This window comes from Fischerella sp. PCC 9605 (assembly GCF_000517105.1).
GTDB lineage: Bacteria > Cyanobacteriota > Cyanobacteriia > Cyanobacteriales > Nostocaceae > PCC9605.
In genome coordinates this window covers 622,440-644,357 of the sequence record NZ_KI912151.1, presented here as the reverse complement: position 1 = coordinate 644,357, position 21,918 = coordinate 622,440, and the positions used below count along the sequence as shown (strand labels likewise).

The 21,918-nt window shown below is 41.4% G+C and carries 13 protein-coding genes, 1 pseudogene and 2 CRISPR repeat arrays; of the genes and pseudogenes, 5 read left to right on the top strand and 9 right to left on the bottom strand.

Annotated features, from left to right (window positions below):
- Positions 1 to 535: 535 nt before the first annotated feature.
- On the top strand, positions 536 to 1,543 hold the full coding sequence (fmt, locus tag FIS9605_RS0127840; RefSeq protein WP_026735506.1) for a methionyl-tRNA formyltransferase: 1,008 nt from the start codon (positions 536 to 538) through the stop codon (positions 1,541 to 1,543).
- A gap of 39 nt (positions 1,544 to 1,582) precedes the next feature.
- On the opposite strand, the gene FIS9605_RS0127835 is transcribed toward fmt, so the two are convergent.
- Positions 1,583 to 1,954 (bottom strand): DUF6464 family protein, encoded by a 372-nt coding sequence (locus FIS9605_RS0127835; RefSeq protein ID WP_026735505.1) that lies wholly within the window; start codon positions 1,952 to 1,954, stop codon positions 1,583 to 1,585.
- A gap of 420 nt (positions 1,955 to 2,374) precedes the next feature.
- A complete protein-coding gene (locus FIS9605_RS38430; RefSeq protein WP_231510487.1) occupies positions 2,375 to 2,707 on the bottom strand; it encodes an Hsp20/alpha crystallin family protein in 333 nt (110 codons plus the stop codon).
- A 467-nt stretch (positions 2,708 to 3,174) separates the two neighbouring features.
- On the opposite strand from FIS9605_RS38430, the gene psaC reads away from it, so the two are divergent.
- The 3 genes from psaC to FIS9605_RS38425 all read left to right on the top strand — a co-directional run bounded on the left by psaC (position 3,175) and on the right by FIS9605_RS38425 (position 13,077).
- Positions 3,175 to 3,420, top strand: a complete 246-nt coding sequence (gene psaC / locus FIS9605_RS0127825) for a photosystem I iron-sulfur center protein PsaC (protein ID WP_026735504.1) — start codon at positions 3,175 to 3,177, stop codon at positions 3,418 to 3,420.
- Positions 3,421 to 3,723: 303 nt separating this feature from the next.
- Positions 3,724 to 5,625, top strand: a complete 1,902-nt coding sequence (glmS, locus tag FIS9605_RS0127820; RefSeq protein ID WP_026735503.1) for a glutamine--fructose-6-phosphate transaminase (isomerizing) — start codon at positions 3,724 to 3,726, stop codon at positions 5,623 to 5,625.
- A 499-nt stretch (positions 5,626 to 6,124) separates the two neighbouring features.
- Positions 6,125 to 8,992: a CRISPR direct-repeat array (repeat unit 37 nt; unit sequence GTTTCCATTAATTCGCCTCCACATTGTTAGTGGAGAC).
- A gap of 875 nt (positions 8,993 to 9,867) precedes the next feature.
- A complete protein-coding gene (locus FIS9605_RS38425; protein ID WP_051470159.1) occupies positions 9,868 to 13,077 on the top strand; it encodes an SUMF1/EgtB/PvdO family nonheme iron enzyme in 3,210 nt (1,069 codons plus the stop codon).
- A 306-nt stretch (positions 13,078 to 13,383) separates the two neighbouring features.
- On the opposite strand, the gene FIS9605_RS0127805 is transcribed toward FIS9605_RS38425, so the two are convergent.
- From FIS9605_RS0127805 to FIS9605_RS46435, 7 genes and pseudogenes are all read right to left on the bottom strand, one after another.
- The gene (locus FIS9605_RS0127805; protein ID WP_331280978.1) at positions 13,384 to 13,581 is read right to left on the bottom strand and encodes a hypothetical protein; all 198 of its coding nucleotides are present in this window, start codon (positions 13,579 to 13,581) and stop codon (positions 13,384 to 13,386) included.
- A 288-nt stretch (positions 13,582 to 13,869) separates the two neighbouring features.
- Positions 13,870 to 14,172, bottom strand: coding sequence for a hypothetical protein (locus FIS9605_RS0127800; protein ID WP_026735501.1), 303 nt, complete (start codon positions 14,170 to 14,172; stop codon positions 13,870 to 13,872).
- A 136-nt stretch (positions 14,173 to 14,308) separates the two neighbouring features.
- Positions 14,309 to 14,578: a hypothetical protein gene (locus tag FIS9605_RS0127795; RefSeq protein WP_026735500.1), complete on the bottom strand. Its 270-nt coding sequence runs from the start codon at positions 14,576 to 14,578 to the stop codon at positions 14,309 to 14,311.
- A gap of 112 nt (positions 14,579 to 14,690) precedes the next feature.
- Positions 14,691 to 14,969: a CRISPR-associated endonuclease Cas2 gene (gene cas2 / locus FIS9605_RS0127790; protein WP_026735499.1), complete on the bottom strand. Its 279-nt coding sequence runs from the start codon at positions 14,967 to 14,969 to the stop codon at positions 14,691 to 14,693.
- Positions 14,970 to 15,131: 162 nt separating this feature from the next.
- Positions 15,132 to 16,121, bottom strand: coding sequence for a CRISPR-associated endonuclease Cas1 (gene cas1 / locus FIS9605_RS38420; protein WP_051470158.1), 990 nt, complete (start codon positions 16,119 to 16,121; stop codon positions 15,132 to 15,134).
- A 268-nt stretch (positions 16,122 to 16,389) separates the two neighbouring features.
- Positions 16,390 to 18,241: a CRISPR direct-repeat array (repeat unit 35 nt; unit sequence GTTTCCATTAATTCAACTTCCGAAGAAGTTTAAAG).
- A 204-nt stretch (positions 18,242 to 18,445) separates the two neighbouring features.
- Positions 18,446 to 19,381, bottom strand: a pseudogene (gene cas1, locus FIS9605_RS46440) (CRISPR-associated endonuclease Cas1); the annotation flags it as partial.
- Positions 19,382 to 19,402: 21 nt separating this feature from the next.
- Positions 19,403 to 20,467, bottom strand: coding sequence for a reverse transcriptase domain-containing protein (locus FIS9605_RS46435; RefSeq protein WP_331280977.1), 1,065 nt, complete (start codon positions 20,465 to 20,467; stop codon positions 19,403 to 19,405).
- Between the two features lie 630 nt (positions 20,468 to 21,097).
- Between FIS9605_RS46435 and FIS9605_RS0127775 the strand changes: the two genes are divergently transcribed.
- A complete protein-coding gene (locus tag FIS9605_RS0127775) occupies positions 21,098 to 21,880 on the top strand; it encodes a DUF4384 domain-containing protein (RefSeq protein WP_026735498.1) in 783 nt (260 codons plus the stop codon).
- The last annotated feature ends 38 nt before the right edge of the window (positions 21,881 to 21,918 follow it).

Below are 21,918 nucleotides of genomic sequence, written 5' to 3'. Positions count from 1 at the left end.
TAGGCAGGAGCTGTCTATTTATATTGCTGCAACACTGCGGATACCGATAACGGTAAAATTGCGGCATTATTACAAGGATTTGACAAAGGTATCGCTCAACTAAGCAGACTCAAACAATAACACTCAAACTCTAGCCAAAGGCAACTGTTTTAAGCTTAACTACAAGAATATAATTTGCAGTTACAGCTATTACAGAAACACACTTTTGTTAAAAATGGTTAGTGAAGGCTGCGGACTTCTAGAAAAATTATAAAAACTAAATTGAGGTAGTGAACCCGAAAAGGCTTAGCGATAGACAAAGCCAGAGAGTTAAGCTTAGTTACAAGAGATACAGTTGGCACTCGTTAAATATCTAGCCAATTCATTATAACTCCACTAAGATAACTCTACTAACTCATTTTTGGGAAAAAAGAGGGACTGGGGACTGGGGACTAGGAATAAAGAAATCTTAGTACCCAATACCCAATACCCAATCCCCAATTCCCGATACCCAATCCTGGAGCGGATGACTAATGACTAATGACTAATGACTATCATGAAAATTGTATTCTTTGGTACTCCACAATTTGCAGTTCCGACTCTAGAAAAATTGCTCAATCATCCAGAGTTTCAAGTGCTAGGGGTTGTTACACAACCAGATAAGCGCCGGGGACGTGGAAATGAACTTATATCTTCACCAGTAAAAACCATCGCTACAGCCCATAACTTGCCTGTATGGCAACCTCAACGAGTTAAAAAAGATACCCAAACTCTCACTCAACTCCAAGAAATTGGTGCCGACGTATTTGTGGTTGTTGCCTATGGGCAAATTCTCTCTCAAGCAATTTTGGATATGCCCAAGTTGGGTTGTGTTAACGTGCATGGCTCGATTTTACCCAAGTATCGGGGTGCAGCTCCAATTCAGTGGTGTTTGTATCACGGAGAAAAAGAAACGGGCATCACGACAATGTTGATGGATGCAGGGATGGATACTGGTGCAATGCTGCTGAAAGCCACTACACCAATAGGCTTACTAGACAATGCCCAAGATTTGGCAGAGAAATTGGCAACAATAGGTGCAGATTTGTTGATAGAAACTTTACTCAAGCTGGAAGCTGGGGAAATTGAACCAATTCCTCAAGATAATTCTGAAGCTACTTATGCGCCTTTAATTCAAAAGGAAGATTATCAACTGGATTGGTCAAAGAGCGCCATACAATTACACAATCAAATCAGAGGCTTTTACCCTAACTGTACAACGGGCTTTCGCAACCAACCACTCAAAATTACCGCAACCGCTCCCCTTGGTTCTGCTTACTGGCCAGAACTACCACTAGAAATTCAAGAATTACACCATAAAATCCCTGATTTATCAACAACGTCGGGCAGCCCAGGGGAAGTAGTAAGCATTGCCAAGGGAGTAGGAGCGATCGTACAAACTGGAGAGGGTTTATTGCTGTTACGAGAAGTTCAGCTAGCTGGCAAACGTCCCCAGTCAGGATGGGATTTTGTGAATGGTACGCGTTTAACAGTGGGAGAAGTTTTAGAAAGTTATCAGCTTTGAATTAGAAGTGAAGAGTTACAATTTAAGTCCGTTAACTTCTTACTCTTCACTCTTAGTTCTTAACTTTTCGTAGAAGCGGCAAGATTCGCATGGACCCTCTGGATTAACTGCACAGCGAATAATTTCTGAATTAGCATTGTAGCGGCAGCTGGCATTGCCGATGACCCAACGTCCTTCTATCCAAGTTTTTTCTTCCGGCCGCTTGGCAGACTGCACATATAAAGCTATTTTCTGCAAACGGTAGCGTCCCGCCTTGAGCTGGTAACGATGGCGACGTTCTAAAACAGCATAAGTTTTTCCTTCCAAGTCTAAATAGTTTCCTGGTTGTGGCATCCAGTCAAGTTGGACGCTCCCGAGAGACTGACGCGGATGTGTCAGAATCACCTCAGTTGGTAAAGTCTCTGGCTCCATAAGCTTTTGTAATGACGTTTACATTATTAGGATAGTAACGCACCCGCTTGCCATAGCATCCGGAGTTTATGTTAGAGTTAACTATTTGCTAATAATTTGTAAAAAAGTTGTCAATCTTTCTCTAAAGTACACCTTTATACATAACTTAATAGCACTTTTCTATGCTTCTTAGTAGTAGGGACTGGGTATTGGGTATTGGGTATTGGGATTTAACGATTATCTTTGCCCCATGCCCATTGCCCCATGCCCCAGTCCCTAATCACCTGTCCCCAGTCCCTTTTACACCAACCTACTCAAATCGATTAATCAACATATAAAAAAACCGCTCTCACGGTCTGGAAAATGCTTTCTAGACGACGAAGGCGGTTAAATCATGTCACACCAAACCAACCAATGAGGAAAAAATCCGATAGTTGTTAACTATGCTACTTGAGCTTTTTGTATATGTGTAGCTTCTGAAACTGGTTCAGCAATATTCTTTGTTAAGTTAATTTTGATTACTTGCTGACGTGCTTCTGTAATTTTAGGCAGTATCAGTGTCAATATACCATGTTTGTACTCAGTTTGCACCTTGTCATTTTGAATCGCAACTGGCAGAGATATTACTCGCTTGAATTTGCCATAGCGGAACTTTGAACGTACATAGCCGCCATTTTCTGCTTTGGTTTCATTGCGGTGTTCATCTGTAATAGCGACTGCTTCCCTAGTCACTTGGATATCTAAATCTTTACCTTCTACACCGGGAATTTGCACCCCGTAAAATCAGGTTATCACTTGTATTTTGTAGTTCAACTGCTGGCTTCCAACCCACTTCAGGCTGATATTGAAAACTTAACATTTCGTCAAAAATTTGATCCATTTGACCGAAGAGGATGCGGAGAGCGGGGGAGTAGCGATGGAGTGATGGGGAGAGTGGGAGAAATAACCACTAACCACTAACCAATGACAAATGACCATTGATATCAAATCCGTTTGATTAGTTATTGTATCTGCCCTCACCCCCAGCCCCTCTCCCAACTGGGGAGAGGGGTGTCCGATAGGAGGGGGTGAGGGTTTTTAATGAATATGAATTAGCCGGACTTGATATGACTATTGACCATCCCTATTACGTTGTTTGAAGTTATGTAGCCTTTTGATTACGACGGCTAAGCCACTGCGGTAAACTAAGCCTTGATTATGATTCTTTCGCAGAGAAGAACACTCGGAAAGGAGCCTTTTTAATGTCTCATACCGTAAAAATCTACGATACCTGTATTGGCTGCACCCAATGCGTCCGTGCTTGTCCAACTGACGTGTTGGAAATGGTTCCCTGGGATGGCTGTAGAGCTGCTCAAATAGCCTCTTCCCCCCGCACAGAAGACTGTGTGGGCTGCAAGCGGTGTGAAACTGCTTGTCCAACCGACTTTTTGAGCATCCGGGTTTACCTGGGAGCTGAAACCACTCGCAGTATGGGTCTGGCTTACTAAAATCGCAGAAAAGCCCACCCCTCATAGGGGTGTAAATGAATCTGCTGCCCCTTGAGGGGCAGTGTATAAAGTCGGATAGCAAACACTTTTAGAACTTAGGATGGACATTTCTCACCATTCAATTAGAGTGGTGGGCAATGTCCAACCTAAAAAATTTATCTCTTCCTATAAAAAATTCCAAAAATCTTAGCATGTGAACGCTAAAGGCAGCTATGTAGCTTCTTTTGCTCTTTGCTGATGTCGGATTATTGTGCTAACAACTATACTGGATTTAATCATCCTGAAAATGTGGTGGTGTGAGCTATGTGCGGTATCGTTGGCTATGTTGGCACTCAAGCGGCAACAGAAATTTTGTTATCTGGGCTGGAAAAACTGGAGTATCGGGGTTACGATTCTGCGGGAATTGCCACGATCTGGGAAGGAGAAATTAATTGCGTTCGGGCTAAAGGCAAACTATACAACCTGCGTTCCAAGTTAGAACAGCTAGATGCCCCCGCTCAAATTGGTATCGGTCATACTCGCTGGGCAACTCATGGTAAACCAGAAGAATACAACGCCCATCCCCATATGGATACGGCGATGCGGGTGGCAGTGGTGCAAAATGGCATTATCGAAAACTATCGTGAGCTACGCGAACAACTCAAGACCCAAGGACATCAATTTCGCTCAGAAACAGATACAGAAGTCATACCTCACTTAATCGCCCAGTTGATCAAGGAAGAAATTGCTCTTGGACAAAGTAATTCTGACTCTGTGTTCTTAGAGTCGGTACGAAAAGCTGTTAATAAATTGCAAGGTGCATTTGCGATCGCGATTATCTGCGCCGACTATCCCGATGAACTCATTGTCGTTCGTCAACAAGCTCCCTTGGTGATTGGTTTTGGGCAAGGAGAGTTTTTCTGTGCTTCCGATACTCCCGCGATTATTTCCCATACCCGTGCGGTGCTACCCCTGGAAAATGGCGAAATAGCACGTCTCACTCCTTTGGGTGTGGAAATTTACAACTTTGCTGGCCAAAGGTTGAAAAAACATCCCCGTCTACTCAGCTTGAATCCCATGATGGTAGAAAAACAAGGATTCAAGCACTTCATGCTCAAGGAAATTTACGAGCAACCGGGAGTGGTAAGAGCTTGTTTGGAAGCTTATTTCAACACGGATTGGAATGCAACTAATAGTGGTGATTCCCCCATCAATATTGGTTTGCCAAGTGAACTTTACACCAATTTAGAGCAAATTCAAATCGTCGCTTGCGGTACTAGTTGGCACGCGGCATTAGTGGGTAAATATTTACTAGAACAACTGGCAGAAATACCGACTCAGGTACAGTATGCTTCTGAGTTCCGCTATGCTCCCTCACCCCTAACGTCTAATACGCTCACTATTGGCGTTACCCAATCCGGTGAAACAGCTGATACACTGGCAGCCTTGGCAATGGAACAAGAACGACGTCAAGGTAGAGAAGCTAAATATCAAGCACGACTTTTGGGAATTACCAATCGCCCAGAAAGTAGTTTGGGACACATGGTTCCGCATATCATTAATACCCTTGCCGGGATTGAAGTTGGAGTGGCGGCGACAAAAACTTTTATTGCCCAACTAATGGCGTTTTACGCTTTGGCGCTAGATTTAGCCTATTGTCGTCAAACACTTCCTCCAGATATTTTAGAGGATATTCTCAAAGGATTATGGCAGATTCCCAAGGAAATTGAAGCAAATTTGGAAGGCCAAGAAAAATTAACCGAACAACTAGCACATGAGTTTGCTGAAACACAAGATTTCATCTTTTTGGGTAGAGGAATAAACTTTCCTATTGCCTTGGAAGGAGCGTTGAAACTAAAGGAAATTAGCTACATTCACGCTGAAGGCTACCCAGCTGGCGAAATGAAGCACGGCCCTATCGCTTTGTTGGATGCAAAAGTACCAGTAGTGGCGATCGCTGTACCTGGTAGTGTCTACGAAAAAGTTATCTCTAATGCTCAAGAAGCAAAAGCTCGTGATTCTAGGTTAATTGGTGTTACACCTGTCAAAGAGGGAGAAGCAGCAGAAATATTTAACGATCTCATTCCCCTTTCTTTTGTGGATGAATTACTTTCCCCCATCCTAAGTGTGATTCCTTTGCAATTACTGGCTTATCACATTGCTGCCCGTCGCGGCTTGGATGTGGATCAACCTCGTAATCTTGCTAAGAGTGTTACTGTGGAATAGTAACAATTTGTACTTAATCGTTGATTGTGAGGTACTGGTTGGGGCGGTACTGCTAGGATTTCATTAATTCGCCTCTACATTTTTATACCGATTCATATCAAGTCCGGCTAATTCATGTTCATTAAAAACCCTCACCTTTGTCGGACACCCCTCTCCCAAGTTGGGAGAGGGGAAGGGGGTGAGGGCAGATACGATAACTAATCAAACGGATTTGATATCAATAAATGTTTGCAACAGATTCTGATGACCAGACGCGCTGTTTGAAGCGTCTCTACAATATCTATTTGTCGCATTCTTTTTTCAAATCGGTATTAGTGGAGACTCTGTAGTATCAAGAGATGATACCAGCGAATTTCTGTTTCCATTAATTCGCCTCCACATTGTTAGTGGAGACTTCGTATTGCGGACGAGGCATGGTTTACGTTGATGGTTTCCATTAATTCGCCTCCACATTGTAGTGGAGACGGCAATAAGTTTGACCCTTGGGCTGGATACAAACGTTTCCATTAATTCGCCTCCACATTGTTAGTGGAGACTTGAATATCCTATTAACGCCAGTGAACAACTTAAAGGGTTTCCATTAATTCGCCTCCACATTGTTAGTGGAGACCTCACCGCGCTCCACGGCACGAAGTGGGGATTACATGTTTCCATTAATTCGCCTCCACATTGTTAGTGGAGACTATCGGATTGTTCAGCGAAGCGAAGCGGTATCAGGTTTCCATTAATTCGCCTCCACATTGTTAGTGGAGACTATTCCTGCTCAAAGCGATCGCATTAGAGAACTGGGTTTCCATTAATTCGCCTCCACATTGTTAGTGGAGACCTACGCACCAGCTACAGTATTAGCAAAGCTTATCGAGGTTTCCATTAATTCGCCTCCACATTGTTAGTGGAGACTCTATCTGGAATGAGTTGTAATTAACTCCTGGCGTGTTTCCATTAATTCGCCTCCACATTGTTAGTGGAGACTGTAACTTAGTTTAGCCTATCTATCGCCTGAACCGTTTCCATTAATTCGCCTCCACATTGTTAGTGGAGACCCTCAGCGATGCCCTCATGCTATTTAATCTGGCGCGGCGAACACCAGGTTTCCATTAATTCGCCTCCACATTGTTAGTGGAGACAGCAGAGCGAGTGGTGATTAAGATGGGGTTTGAAGTTTCCATTAATTCGCCTCCACATTGTTAGTGGAGACATAATGGACGATTAATTAAATTAGGTTATTCTTGTTTCCATTAATTCGCCTCCACATTGTTAGTGGAGACTTTTATCTCTTCTCTTTCTTTCTTTGTAAAGCGTGTTTCCATTAATTCGCCTCCACATTGTTAGTGGAGACCAGTAAAATGGATGAGGCTGCTATGTTTTGTGATAGTTTCCATTAATTCGCCTCCACATTGTTAGTGGAGACTGGTGGGGGTGGCGGTAGTGGGGATGCATCCAGCGCTGTTTCCATTAATTCGCCTCCACATTGTTAGTGGAGACAATGCACGCAGTCTTTTTTCAGACTCGAAATTCTTGTTGGTTTCCATTAATTCGCCTCCACATTGTTAGTGGAGACTTCAACGATGGTAAAAAACGAATATTAGCAAGCGATCAAGGGTTTCCATTAATTCGCCTCCACATTGTTAGTGGAGACTTCCCATTCCCTTGGAAGACCAAGGAAGCACAATGTTTCCATTAATTCGCCTCCACATTGTTAGTGGAGACCCATAACAGCAAATGCAGATGTCGATACAGATGTTTCCATTAATTCGCCTCCACATTGTTAGTGGAGACCGAAAAACACAAATCCCTATTAGAGATTGAACTATGGTTTCCATTAATTCGCCTCCACATTGTTAGTGGAGACTTCCACATAGCCAAGTGTGAAGCGCGGCTATTAGGTTTCCATTAATTCGCCTCCACATTGTTAGTGGAGACGGGAGGAAAGAGGAGCGGAGGCTTGCGGGGGAGGTTTCCATTAATTCGCCTCCACATTGTTAGTGGAGACCTATTTAATCCTAAATGGTGGGCATCTAAATCTAGTTTCCATTAATTCGCCTCCACATTGTTAGTGGAGACATATTCGTTGTCACCTTTCTTGATGATTCTAGCAGTTTCCATTAATTCGCCTCCACATTGTTAGTGGAGACGGGCGAGGCTATGGGAGGTGGCTTGCAGCGCAATGTTTCCATTAATTCGCCTCCACATTGTTAGTGGAGACGGGAAATCCTCTCGGGCTAATCCCTGTTCTATTAGGTTTCCATTAATTCGCCTCCACATTGTTAGTGGAGACCCAGATGTTTGTCATCCCTCAGATGAAAGTTGAAGTTTCCATTAATTCGCCTCCACATTGTTAGTGGAGACGCTGTTAGGGTTTCCGGAGGATTGAACCTCAGCCAAGTTTCCATTAATTCGCCTCCACATTGTTAGTGGAGACATTGATTTTGTCAAAATCCGGATGCGTCACCGCCTGGGAGGTTTCCATTAATTCGCCTCCACATTGTTAGTGGAGACAATCCAGTAGTTTAATCACTGTATTAACAATTACTGTTTCCATTAATTCGCCTCCACATTGTTAGTGGAGACAAACTGTAAGGAAATTGTATTTAAACATAAAGCGTTTCCATTAATTCGCCTCCACATTGTTAGTGGAGACTGCTCTATTATTCGCTTCATTCTGATTTTCCGGATTGTTTCCATTAATTCGCCTCCACATTGTTAGTGGAGACATCTTCATTACATATATATATATATTCTTCTTAAGCGTTTCCATTAATTCGCCTCCACATTGTTAGTGGAGACAATCTAATATTATTTTTATCTTCTTCAGAAAGAAATGTTTCCATTAATTCGCCTCCACATTGTTAGTGGAGACGGTAGTTTTTTAATTGCGTTAGATAAATAGCGCGTATCGTTTCCATTAATTCGCCTCCACATTGTTAGTGGAGACGTTAGGAGCCGTCACCGGAAACTCACTAAACTGCCGTTTCCATTAATTCGCCTCCACATTGTTAGTGGAGACAAGAGTAAGAAGTGCGTGCAACCTTCTTACAAGACGTTTCCATTAATTCGCCTCCACATTGTTAGTGGAGACTACTGTCGGGTAGTTCTACACTACTAGCTAATGAAGTTTCCATTAATTCGCCTCCACATTGTTAGTGGAGACCCGAAGCCTGAGGCTAAGGTTTGCATTCGGTCATGGTTTCCATTAATTCGCCTCCACATTGTTAGTGGAGACAAATTACAAGCAGTGTAAGAGTTCCCTCTTTGGAGTTTCCATTAATTCGCCTCCACATTGTTAGTGGAGACTTGCCGCAATCCGATACTAGCAGCAGATAGAGCCAAGTTTCCATTAATTCGCCTCCACATTGTTAGTGGAGACTGCTGGGGTTTGAAAGCCTTGAAATAAAAGACTTACAGTACCTAATTTCGCGAACCAGATCCAAAAGTACCGTTTCAGCCATCGCCTGTCAAATGCCTTGATGTGTAAAATTGCCCAGAAATCATTTGTGGTAAGGATTTCAGCGTTTTCGCGAACCTCGTTTTGAGAGAAAATCGCTCAAAGCTAGTACAGATAAGCTTTTGAAACTTATATAACAAGCGTTCGATAAAAACAGCTAGGGGTTCGCGCAAAAATGTAGTGTCTGGTGGAATTCACTTTTGATCTGATACATATTTTATTCTGTTTGCTGAATGATACAGTACTAGGTTTTTTGGAAATGCGATCGCCCTTTTGAAAAGTGAGAATCAACCTTAGTCTCCAGAAGATATTGAAACTAGGTTTTTTGGAAATGCGATCGCCCTTTTGAAATAGTCGGTAGTTGACTTCTTTTCTTTAAAATGAAACAACCTAGCCCTTTCAAGGTGGGTAAAAATCCTCAAAAAATTTCCCGAATTTTGGGCTTTTCACCTTTGTGTCTTAGTGCCTTGGTGGTTCAAAAGTCAATTTTTTCACCACAAAGACACTAAGCTTGCCCTCGAGCGCAGCGTAGACGCCCGCAAGGGCGGCTTCCCGCAGGGTAGAGACACCAAGAAAAATACATTACACCTTGAAAGGGCTAATGAAACAACCCTACCTTTTTTATGTGGGCAAGAAGATATTTGATACAGCACTTTGCATGGAAATGAAGTACACCCTCACCCTCTTTCCCTCTCTCAATTTTGGGAGAGGGAAAGAGGGTGAAGGATTTGCTAACTGTACTTGATTCACTTGGAATCTGCTGTATGCTGCAAAAATAGCATATTTGGTATGAGTACATGGCTAAGGGCATCCAACAAAAATTACCTCTATGGCTAAATGCGACGCTTTTGAGTTTGTCGTTACCGTTGTTACTCAGCGGTAGTATAAAAGCCCAGAATTGTACTCAAGCAGATATTCGCGTAAAGATAGAGCAATTCAAGGATGCAAAAGCTCTCAAAGCTGCCCGTAATGACGTAGTCCAGTGTGGGGAAGGCGCAGTTCCATTATTGGCAAATGCCCTGAGCGATAGTGAGGTAGCTATTAGAGCTAATGCCGCTGATGCCTTGGGAAAGATGGGAGTAGATGCCCAGAAAGTTGCACCTGATGTAGTTGAAGCCTTGGGAGATAGTGATGAAGCAGTTCGCACTAATGCAGCTTCTGCTTTGATCCAAATTGGCAGAATGGTACACAAGCAGGGGGATACACTGTCAGAGTGGGACTACCAAGCAATTCAAGACCTGAAAACCCTCAAGCAAAATTTGGAAGAAGCTCTCAAGCGTTTGGAAAAAGACAAACGGAAATGGAAGACTAAGGAAAAAGACATCCAGGATTTGCGCCTGACTCGCAATGCATTGCAAACTAAGCTAAACCAACTGACAGACCAACCCCTTTACCAAGCAATTCAATGGTTTGGGAACAATCCCTGGATATGGCTGGCAGTTGGTTATTTAGTAGGCTATTTTGGCATCTTTATTGTTCGCCCTACCTTTTTGTTACAACTAGATGAGTGGGTCAAGCCCGCGACTTTTACCATTCCTGTTGTCAACTTGCCAGTTTCGCTACGGTGCTTACTCTTTCTCAAGTATCATCCCAGAGTGCTGGATGCGTGGGTAAACAAGCGCCTTAAGACTGCCCAAGAACAATTTGATAGTCGTCCCACGGTTGAGAATCGTAAAATACACATTGCTGAGCCTTTTGTGTTGAATGGTCAGAAAGTTGACATCAAGGATTTCAACGCTAAAGCACTAACAAACACCTTTGCCAAATCCCAAGTGCGGCTAGTTATTTGCGGGGAAGGTGGGTCAGGTAAGACCAGTCTTGCCTGTCAAATTGCCAAGTGGTCGATGGCCAAACAGAAAGATGAACGCCTCTGCCAACACCAAATGCTGCCGATCTTGATTGAGGAAGAATTAGATCAGCCCTTGTTAGAAACCATTGGCGGGCTATTGAAAGAACTAACACGGGAAGGCCAACCTATCCCAGAGGAGCTACTGAAGCAATTGCTAGCGAAGCGGCGGATTTTGGTTATTGTCGATCACCTCTCGGAAATGAGTGCAGAAACCCGCAAGGCGATTCAGCCACAAAATAAGGAATTTCCAGCTAATGCCTTAATCGTTACTTCTCGCCTAAAGGACATTTTAGGGTCAGAAGTAGCCCCAAGCTTCATAGAACCCTTTCGGATTTCCGTTGGTAGCCTCGCCTCGTTTCTCAACCGATACTTAGAAAAAAAGGGAAAGGCACATCTGTTTGACGGGCTAGATTATTCAGAAGCTTATCGCCGCCTTGAGAGGATGGCAAGTGTCAGGCAAGTTGAGCAAATAGAACCTAATAAACAAGGCATCACCATTCTACTGGTCAAACTCTACGCAGATCAAATGATTGCTGCCAAAGAAGGTGAATTTACCGAAGATTTACCAGATAACGTGCCTGATTTGATGCTGCAATACCTGGATGAATTAAATAAATCAACTCAAGGCGAACTGGATAATCAAAAGGTTCATGAAATTGCTGAGGTTGTGGCATGGAAATGCATAGAGCCTTCCTTCAAGCTGGAATCTGCTGGTTGTACAGAAGTTTTAAAAGCCCTAGAATCCTTGGAGTCAGTTGCAGAAACAGCAAAAGAAAACGCTCAAAAACACCTTAAGTATCTGGAAAGGAGACTCTCCTTAGTTCGTGTCAAAAATCAAACACTGCGCTTCAGCCTCGATCCTCTCGCAGAGTATCTAGCAGGGTTATATTTGGTTCAAAACTATCGGGACGATCAAGCAGCTTGGAATAACTTAATAGAAGCGGCTAATGACAAACCAGGTTTTCCAGAAGAAATTAAAGGCTTTTTGTTAGCACTGCGGGACTGTTGCGAGGTGAAAGGGAAACAGTTCCATGTTCCTGATTTTGTGGCAGAGAAGGTGGGCGAAAAGGCAGGTTTAGACCTGGAAAAAGTCCGACAATTTCAACGCCAACGACGAGTGCGAATTTTAATTCAGGAGCTTTCTGCACCAGAGGCAGAATACCGTGTCCGTGCTGCAACTGATTTGGGAACTATAGGCAAAGATGCAATCTCAGCTATTCCTCGCTTGCATAGACTTTTAGAAAATGACAGCGAAGTTGCCAAAGTTCGCAGAGAAGCAGCCAAAGCACTCAAGCAGCTTGGGGAACAAATTCCCATGCTGACTGCACAAATCAACAATACAGTAGAGTCGATTCGCCTAGTGGAACATCCACCCACAGTGGAGATAGACCTTGGTAATCAGGTCATATTAGAAATGGTGCAAATTCCAGGCGGTACATTTTGCATGGGTGCACCTCCACAAGAGAAAGACTCAGATAATAGTGAGCGCCCCCAGCATCAAGTGACCATCTCGTCATTCTTAATGGGTAAGTATCCAGTTACCCAGGTGCAGTGGCAGGCGATCGCATCACTGCCAAAGGTAGAGCGTAACCTTGATCCCAAACCGTCTTACTTCAAAGGCGGCGATCGTCCTGTCGAGCAAGTGAATTGGTACGATGCTGTAGAATTTTGTGCCAGACTTTCTCAAAAAACAGGGCAGGAATTTCGGCTGCCAAGCGAAGCCGAGTGGGAATATGCATGTCGTGCGGGAACAACAACCCCATTTCACTTTGGTGAGACGATTTCAAGTGATTTGGCGAATTATAATTGCAGCTATATCTATGGTTCTGAAGATAAAGGTATAAATCGTAGCGAAACTACTCCTGTTGGGATGTTTCAGGTAGCTAATGCCTTTGGTTTATACGACATGCACGGCTTAGTCTGGGAATGGTGTGCAGATACTTGGCATGAAAACTACGAGGGAGCACCCACAGATGGGAGTGCATGGATAGATGAGAATCAAAATGATATTCAAAACCGATTGATGCGCGGTGGTTCTTGGAACAACAATCCTGGAAAATGTCGTTCTGCCACTCGCAGCAGCTACGGCGTCCCAGACGCCAGGAAGCTGAACATCGGGTTTCGGGTGGTATCTGTTGTTACGACAAGGATGAAATAGCCTTTGACCGAATAAGGCAAAAGTAAAAAGTTAAAAGGCAAAAGAAAGAAAAAAAGAGGTAAAAAGTAAAAAGTTAAAAGTAATCAGAGATTAATTTCTTTTTACTTTTAACTTTTTGACTTTTAACATAATCAAAGTGCAAACGTTTCCATTAATTCGACTTCATAAGAAGTCACACCAAGTTGTGTTCAGACATAGCAATAGAATAGTAATTCGTGCCCTCACCCCGCCTCTCCCAAATTGGGAGAGGCGGGGTGAGGGAAGTACTATCTTTGACTGTAACTTAGTATCAGTCAACTCAAAGTGTTAAGCATCAGGTAACTTCTGTAAGCCCTGTGCTTCAAAAACCAGCAAAAAATTTGCAGTTTTGGCAGAGTTATGCAGGACTTGTAAATAAGCAGCAGCTTCGTTTTGACGGCGAAATCGTGCAACTATCTGATGTTGATTCTCAGAGAGAACACGAATAATACACCACGGATGCAATTGCTCAGAATAAGTCACCATCGCTTCGCTCCAAGTAAAAGATAAAAGTTAAAAGGCAAAAGATAAAGTCTTTTAACTTTTTACTTTTGACTTTTTACTTCTCTGAATACACTTTGAAATTGCCTACAATCACCTTAGCCAAGAAATATTTGCAAAGACAGGTCAAGGCGATATTGACAAAATCGATATTTTATGAACAAAAAAGCTTAAAACAATCAAGACCAGTTTAAATCCCCTTCCAAATTTTTCCGCTTCAACCTAGTCCCCAGTCCCTAATCACCTGTCCCCAATCCCTTTTAATCTAAATCATTACTGAGAATTAGGAAGACATAGCAGGTACAAAATTTGTTCGGGAATCTCCTCAAAATGTTCAAGCAAGAAATCCATCAATGCTAGATGCAGTAAATCATTACGTGTTGGATTGCGTCGATTGCGACCAGTTCTAAACCAACTCCTGACTGTGGAATCAGAACGGGAGCAGATTAGGGCAATTTGTTCGTAGCTGACTGCCCATTTGGTATAAAATGCTGTTGGTGTCATACCGAATTCCCAATTGCTGTAGAGTGAAATTAGCCGTAATTCTCGGATTTGTAGTGGACGAGGTTTGGGCATATCTCTTAAGTAAAAAGTAAAAAGATAAAAGGCAAAAGAAAGAAAAAGGAAGAGAAAAGTAACAAGTAGGTAAAAAGTCAAAAGTTGTTAGATGGACAATGTTCTTTTAACTTTGAACTTTTGACTTTTTACTTAGTTAGTGCGAATCTATATGTGTCACCTCAATACTTTGTTCCTCGCTGTAACGCCAATAAAATCGTTTCGCCATCGAAGCAGAAGAACTCCAAATATCACCATCTTTGCAGCGATACCGATGGCTTCTCAAGCTGCGATAAACCGGGCCATTATTAGCGAAACATTCAAAAGCTTTGTTGTATTGCTTGCGGTCTTTTGGGGATAATGCATCAAGTTGTTTTTGAGCTTTAGCAGTAAAAATCAAACGAAACTTGATAGTTTGAATCTGCATTCAATAGTTTCTGAATATCCAAACTTGACCGAAAGCGCACTAAATATTTACACAACGGTGGTGCGCGTGCTTTTTTGTAAATATTCATATTGGATATAAACTTGGTTTCTTGCTAAACAATAAACGCTGCGTCGTCTACTACAAATTCAGGTTGCGTACCCAAAACTGCTACTTTGCAACGGTTGTGTGCAGACATGGGGTAGAATCTAACTTGGTCTTCGCGTTTGTTAACGAGTCGCATCAAATATTTGGACAGGGTTTCATACTGCTTTTCATCCAATATGCACTCAAACACCGACTTTTGCACCCGCAACCCGTAAGCTTCCAGGAGTTTCGACACCTTGTTGCGACGGGTGTCGCTAACGATGTCGTAGCAAACTAAGTAAAACATCTGAGAAAGTAAAAAGTAAAAAGTGAAAAGTAAAAAGAAAGAAGAAAGAAGAAATGCGTAGATTACTACCAAAATTTTCTTCAGGGGGATTCTCTTTTAACTTTTGACTTTTAACCTTTGACTTTTAACTTCATCCTCCTCTTCTCTTTTAACTTTTAACTTTTAACTTTTTACTTCGCTTGCAGGGTTGAATTTCAGCGCTAGGGGACGGTAGTATTCGACATCGCCTAGCAAACAGGTGAGATATTCGCGTACCTGCAAGTCAATACACTGGCGATAACTTACTTCTCCAGCATAAGGATGCAGTACAAAAGTTCGCAGTTTCCCTTCCCAATATTGGAGGAAACGTTGAAGTAAGCTTCGCGGTTGATTCTTTCTATTACCGTTTAAATTTGGGAAATTGCGTACAAAAGTTAACACCAAGTCATCAACGATAGGTGCGTGAAATTCTGCCATGAAATCCCACACTAAGGGAAGTTCGCGATCGCTGTCATGATGTAAGATTGCGTAGTCGGGGTGGAGTCCTGCGGTATTGAGAAGGGTGTAAATATATTGATGCAGCAGCTGATTTCCCAGGTTTAAAAATCTGCGAATTCGCTTTGCAGTTGTCTGCGGACATCGGTTGTAGAAGTTGAGTAGCGAACCAATGGCGCAATAGTAAACGTTATCAGCTTCTTCGCTATATTGGCGCAGTTCGTCGAGGGATGTTGCTAATCCTAAGTTATCCATCAGCAGCATCAAGTAATTTAATGCGCGTTGGGTTGCGGGACTTGTGTAATGGCGAGTCCAACTTTGCAGAAAAGTATTTTGGTTGTGCAGTTTTGCCCAAATAATACTTTCTGCTGTAGCGCGATTAAATTCTACATCGCGTGCGCGTCGGCGTTGGTAGATTAAATATTTAGCTTGTCGTTGGGATGTATTTTCTAACCTGCCTATATATTCACTATCTTGGGTTAAATATAAGACAGGAATTTGATGAGAAATCACGGTTTTAACGACTTCTTTTGGTAGAGGTATGTTACCAAAGAGGATGATTTGACTGATGTTGCTAATCCGAATACAGATGCATTGCTTTTGTTGATGAAACACCTTTAAGTAATGGTGTTGGATTTTGAACGATACATCTTGCTCGGTGATGTAGATTGTGGACATAGATTAAATAAAGTAAAAGGTTACAAGTAAAAAGTCAAAAGAGAAAGGCTTGATGAGTGCCTTTTAACTTTTCACTTTTGACTTAATTCCATCTTCTCAAAGGGGTATATAACCTCGTGTATAACTAAGAAGTTTTTGCATATAAGTTTGTATATAAATTTTGCCGAGTATATAAGTTAGGGAATAAAAAAGTCGGAGAATATAACTCCGACTCAATTTACTAGAGATTTTTGTAATGTCAAAATCTTTGAAGAATGTCTATTCAAAGATTTCCATTAATTCAACTTCTGAAGAAGTTTAAAGATTAGATGTGGCGTGGTTGGGCTTGATGGCAGGCAGTTTCCATTAATTCAACTTCCGAAGAAGTTTAAAGTTCTCAAACAATCGTTAGCCGTAATCCTATAGTGGTATGTTTCCATTAATTCAACTTCCGAAGAAGTTTAAAGCGTTCATGTACAAACGAAAAATGGAGAACAGCATCTTGTTTCCATTAATTCAACTTCCGAAGAAGTTTAAAGGATTATGGAATTGATTTGAGTTTTCTAGATGGTAAAGATTTCCATTAATTCAACTTCCGAAGAAGTTTAAAGACGTAAATACTGATCCGGAAATTTTCAACAAATTGGTTTCCATTAATTCAACTTCCGAAGAAGTTTAAAGTTTTAACCCTTTCTCGAAAACCAAAACTAACCCAGAAGTTTCCATTAATTCAACTTCCGAAGAAGTTTAAAGCTGTAATCCGAGAAAGCCTCCTTATGTACAGAGACCGTTTCCATTAATTCAACTTCCGAAGAAGTTTAAAGTTTTCACTTTTTGTGCTAGACCCACCGCTGGAGTTTGGCGTTTCCATTAATTCAACTTCCGAAGAAGTTTAAAGCAAAAAATGGGGGTTACAAAAACATACCGATCAGTACAGTTTCCATTAATTCAACTTCCGAAGAAGTTTAAAGCCACTAAACCAGGGCAAAGCGGGTCAGATTGTAATCATAAAGTTTCCATTAATTCAACTTCCGAAGAAGTTTAAAGCTTTCTGCTTATCTATCGCTTGATAACAATCAGGAAACTGTTTCCATTAATTCAACTTCCGAAGAAGTTTAAAGTACAGTAGCTCCCTATGTTTTACCTGAAAAAGATTTTGGTTTCCATTAATTCAACTTCCGAAGAAGTTTAAAGGACATTAACTCATAGAATTTTAGGAAGGTTTAAGGGGTTTCCATTAATTCAACTTCCGAAGAAGTTTAAAGATCGTTTTGGAAGGTGGAATGTACTCTTTTGTTAAACGTTCGTTTCCATTAATTCAACTTCCGAAGAAGTTTAAAGATTTGTTGAATGAGTGCAGTCAGCTTGACCAACAGGTTGTAGTTTCCATTAATTCAACTTCCGAAGAAGTTTAAAGATCCAAGTTTACAGGATACTTAATGATTTTCGGCGCAATTAGTTTCCATTAATTCAACTTCCGAAGAAGTTTAAAGTGGACAGGGATTGGAGTCTGTTATGCCAACTGAAATAGTAAAGTTTCCATTAATTCAACTTCCGAAGAAGTTTAAAGTTGTTTTGGGAAAAGAGCGGCATGTCATCAATTGTCAAGTTTCCATTAATTCAACTTCCGAAGAAGTTTAAATGTTCACGAGGATCATCAGTACCCTGAAGGTTCTGGCGTTGTTTCCATTAATTCAACTTCCGAAGAAGTTTAAACGTATTTTTGGGGCGTCTGAGTTTAATCATCAACGCAATAGAGTTTCCATTAATTCAACTTCCGAAGAAGTTTAAAAATAGAGATGCAAGATTACATGTTTTGTAATCCCAGTTTCCATTAATTCAACTTCCGAAGAAGTTTAAATCTTTCTTCTTTCTTTTCCTTCTTTTCACTCTTTGTTTCCATTAATTCAACTTCCGAAGAAGTTTAAATGTCGAAGTTTAATTTTTTGAGATTGAACTAACCCAGTTTCCATTAATTCAACTTCCGAAGAAGTTTAAACACCATGAGACAATTTTGAAGCTCTGCGAGGCTTTAGAGTTTCCATTAATTCAACTTCCGAAGAAGTTTAAATATTCGATCTCTAACGGGTAATTTAACACCACAATGTTTCCATTAATTCAACTTCCGAAGAAGTTTAAAGCTTGGCTATTGAAAACCTTACCCTGACTTAACTGTATACACCCAAATTTGCGGGGGGTCAATACTAGCTGTCAAAAAGCATGGTTTATTGAGAAAAGACAGTGGGCTAACACACTTCAAACGCTTATCCAGACTGGGATTTGCGGGGGGTAACCGAAAAATCAGTATTTCAGCCATTACCCACCCCCCGCAAATTTACATTTCTTTACATTTTCCAAATCATGGGACGATACACTTTCACCTCACCCATCAAACAAGCAATGTATTCTCTTACTTGCAACTCGATACAGCGACGGTATGGCACTTTTTGACCAGTATGAGAGTGGGTTAGTTCTGATTGTAACTTTTCCTCCCATTGCTTGAGAAATTTCTTAAGTGCATGAGGCTGAAAGTATACTCCTCCGCGTTCGTCTGGTGGAGTGAAATCATCAATCGTAAAAATTTGAGAGTTCACTAGATAAGCAACCAGAGAATCAACTAATTGGGCTCTCCATTCTTCCACTAAATCAGAAACCAAAGCTGGATGATTATCTCTGGGAACATGTAAGTTACCAAAATGAGTATGTAGCCCTATCGTTTGCACAAACGAATAAACATTTTGGCTTAACAGGGTGTAACCCAAACTCAGCATACTATTAATTGGGTCAGTCGGTGGACGCTTGGTACGTTTTTCAAATTTAAATGGTCCAGTAAACAAAGTTCCCAATGCTTGAAAATATATGGTAGCTGCTTTCCCTTCATATCCCCGCAGCGCATCCATACTTTCGGCAAAAAATAACTTATCCATCAAAATTTCTAAATTTTTAATCGCTTCTACAACAATAGTTCCATCTACTTCTTTAGAATTACGACGGCGGTTTAAACGCATCAACAAATTTCGAGAGTTATGCAACTTCGCCCAGACGATCGCCTCAGCCTGTTGTCTAGTAAACTTATCATCACGGGAACATTCTACCTGACGCGCTAAATATTCTACTTTCGCTTGTCCTTCCGTCTCTAACCGTCCAAAATACCTTCCCTTTTGTGACAAATACATCACCGGAATGCGTCGCCGCAATGCCATAGTTACTGCACCATGCGATACATTACAACAACCAAACAACACAATATTCGTGACTCGCACAACGGGAACTTTAATTCGTAATTCCCTCTGATAAAATACCTAAAATTGGTGATTTTTTACACTTAGATAAGCACCTTGGTCAGTTACGTATAATGTTGTCATAAATTCCTGCCAAAAATGAGATATAGGTGCGCGAGGAAAATTAATCGGTTTGCTAATGTCACAAGCTTTTGGCGGACGGGAAACAAATTTGACTGGGCGTTGTTTGGGACGAAAGTAAGGTGTACCAGAAGCATCAACTAACCATTCCCCCTCGCGTCTGGGTTCTGGGGGAGCAGGTGCGTAAACTTCTCCATTCACAAAGCGGTAGCCAAGAAACGTAAACTCTTCGTGGGGTGCAAAAATTTGTGTTTTTTCGGGTTGGAGGGTGAGATAAAGTCCCCCTAAGCAAGTTGTGATTTTGTTGAGAATACGGTTTGCTTCTGTCGAACTGCTACAAGCAACAGCAAAATCATCACCGTACCTGACTAAATTAATTCCCTGATTGAGGCATTTTCTATCAAATTCAGTTAGGTATAAATTTCCTAACGCTCCCGATAGTATCCCTCCTTGCAATACGCCTTTACCGAAATTGATGTACTTACCCGCAATTACAACCCCGGATTTGATTTGTTGTTCCAGCAATTCCATTACTGTTGCTTCCAGCTGCAATGTTTCCAACCCAGTTAACAGTAAAGCCCAACACAGGTTGTCAAAAAATTGGGCGATATCGGCTTTGACGATCCAAGTTGGGCGATACTGGTAGTAAGAAAATAAACGCTGGACTGCTTGTTGAATGTTGCATCCTGGGCGATATGCATAGCTACAATCAACAAATGTGTCCTCCAAAGGTAAGTACAATTCTTCCAGTAGCAACCGCTGGACAATTCTGTCGCGTACCGTGGAAATACCAACTAGCCGCTTACCACCACTTTTCTTAGTTAAATAAAACCCTTTTGCTGGACTGGCACGGTAAGATTTTTGTTGTAGCTGGCGTAGAATGATCCGTAACTGTTCGTCAGCAGAGGCTGCAAACAAATCAACGGTAATTCCATCCACACCAGCGCTGCGACTTCCCGCACGAACTTGAACCCACGCTAAAAGAAGTTGTTCGAGGGTGAACATGATATAAAGTAAAAAGTTAAAAGTAAAAAGGCAAAAGAGAAGTAAAAAGTAAAAAGTAAAAAGAGAATTTTCTTTCTTTTAACTTTTAACTTTTGCCTTAATTCGATTGTCGCAAGGTGCTATATAAGTACCTATATAAGTTCTCGTAGAGGGTATATAACTTTGTATATAACTTAAACAAACAACTGATTTTATGTATGAATCCAAGTGTAGAGACTAGGGTGTGTTTTCAAAGTATCGGTTTTGTCATGCTGAACGTAGCATTAGCGTAGTGAAGCATCTCTATAACCCAGATTTTTATGAGATTCTTCGCTCCATTTCATTTCGCTCAGAATGACATTTAGGAGTTTGAAAACACGCCCTAGCCCTTTCAAGGTGTAATGTATTTTTCTTGGTGTCTTAGTGCCTTGGTGGTTCAAAAGTCAATTTTTTCACCACAAAGACACTAAGACACAAAGGTGAAAAGCCCAAAATTCGGGAAATTTTTTGAGGATTTTTACCCACCTTGAAAGGGCTAGTGTAGAGACGTAGCAATGCTACGTCTCTACAAGAGTTTTGGAATCACACGAAATCATTTTCATACATGGGTTCAGCAACGCCAACAAACAATCTTTTAACTTGATTGACTTTATGCCAAAGCGGACGCTGGTTGCATCACCCAAAGGTATCGAAAGGGCTAAGTATGCCCTCATGCGTAAAAATTTGACTCAACAAGCGCTAGCTGATGATATAGGTGTTGCATCTTGGGCAACTATCAGTAAATTCTTCAACGGTATACCCATTAGTTACAATATTTTCACTGAAATCTGTACTATTCTTGATTTAGATTGGCAAGATATTGTCGCATCATCCAATTCAGATATTCCGGAAGAAAAGGAAACTCAAAAAACACTCCTCACATCTGTTGAAGAGTTTTGGCAACAACTTCAAACGCTGGGTTCCCGTACTGAAAAAATGGGTTTAGTGCTAGTAAAAAAAGAAACATTGGGTTGGGGTTGGCAGGAGAATAGCCCTTATGTAAAGTCTGTATCTTTAGGAAGTCATATTCGCTTTGAAGTCAATCTTGAAAGTTCAGGATATCTATTACTAATCCAAAAAGATACATCTGGACAAGTGTGGTGTTTTTGTCCTTCGTGTTTTGCTCCTCAACCACAACTAGATACAGGTAAAACAACCTTGCCACAAGAGGGTTCACCCATCACATCTTTCCCAATTGAAGGCAACCCCGGTAAGGAGCATATTTTAGCAGTAATTACCAAAGATGCGCCTACCCTGGATTGGCTACCCCAAGGCAGTGATGATCCTTTACCATTAAAAGAAAATCATCTGGGGCAATTACTAGAATTTGTAAATGAAAGTGAAGAATGTCAGATTTTATATACAGATTATATGATTACTGCAAGTAAAAAGTAAAAAGTAAAAAGTAAAAAGTATAGAAGTGTCTGGAATCA

Excerpts from the sequence above, each read along its gene's own strand:
- FIS9605_RS0127800 (WP_026735501.1), bottom strand. The coding sequence starts at position 14,172 with ATGCCCAAACCTCGTCCACTACAAATCCGAGAATTACGGCTAATTTCA.
- FIS9605_RS0127835 (WP_026735505.1), bottom strand. The coding sequence starts at position 1,954 with ATGGAGCCAGAGACTTTACCAACTGAGGTGATTCTGACACATCCGCGT.
- FIS9605_RS0127805 (WP_331280978.1), bottom strand. The coding sequence starts at position 13,581 with ATGGTGACTTATTCTGAGCAATTGCATCCGTGGTGTATTATTCGTGTT.
- glmS (WP_026735503.1), top strand. The coding sequence starts at position 3,724 with ATGTGCGGTATCGTTGGCTATGTTGGCACTCAAGCGGCAACAGAAATT.
- FIS9605_RS46435 (WP_331280977.1), bottom strand. The coding sequence starts at position 20,467 with ATGTTCACCCTCGAACAACTTCTTTTAGCGTGGGTTCAAGTTCGTGCG.
- fmt (WP_026735506.1), top strand. The coding sequence starts at position 536 with ATGAAAATTGTATTCTTTGGTACTCCACAATTTGCAGTTCCGACTCTA.
- FIS9605_RS0127775 (WP_026735498.1), top strand. The coding sequence starts at position 21,098 with ATGCCAAAGCGGACGCTGGTTGCATCACCCAAAGGTATCGAAAGGGCT.
- FIS9605_RS38425 (WP_051470159.1), top strand. The coding sequence starts at position 9,868 with ATGGCTAAGGGCATCCAACAAAAATTACCTCTATGGCTAAATGCGACG.
- psaC (WP_026735504.1), top strand. The coding sequence starts at position 3,175 with ATGTCTCATACCGTAAAAATCTACGATACCTGTATTGGCTGCACCCAA.
- FIS9605_RS0127795 (WP_026735500.1), bottom strand. The coding sequence starts at position 14,578 with ATGCAGATTCAAACTATCAAGTTTCGTTTGATTTTTACTGCTAAAGCT.
- cas2 (WP_026735499.1), bottom strand. The coding sequence starts at position 14,969 with ATGTTTTACTTAGTTTGCTACGACATCGTTAGCGACACCCGTCGCAAC.
- cas1 (WP_051470158.1), bottom strand. The coding sequence starts at position 16,121 with ATGTCCACAATCTACATCACCGAGCAAGATGTATCGTTCAAAATCCAA.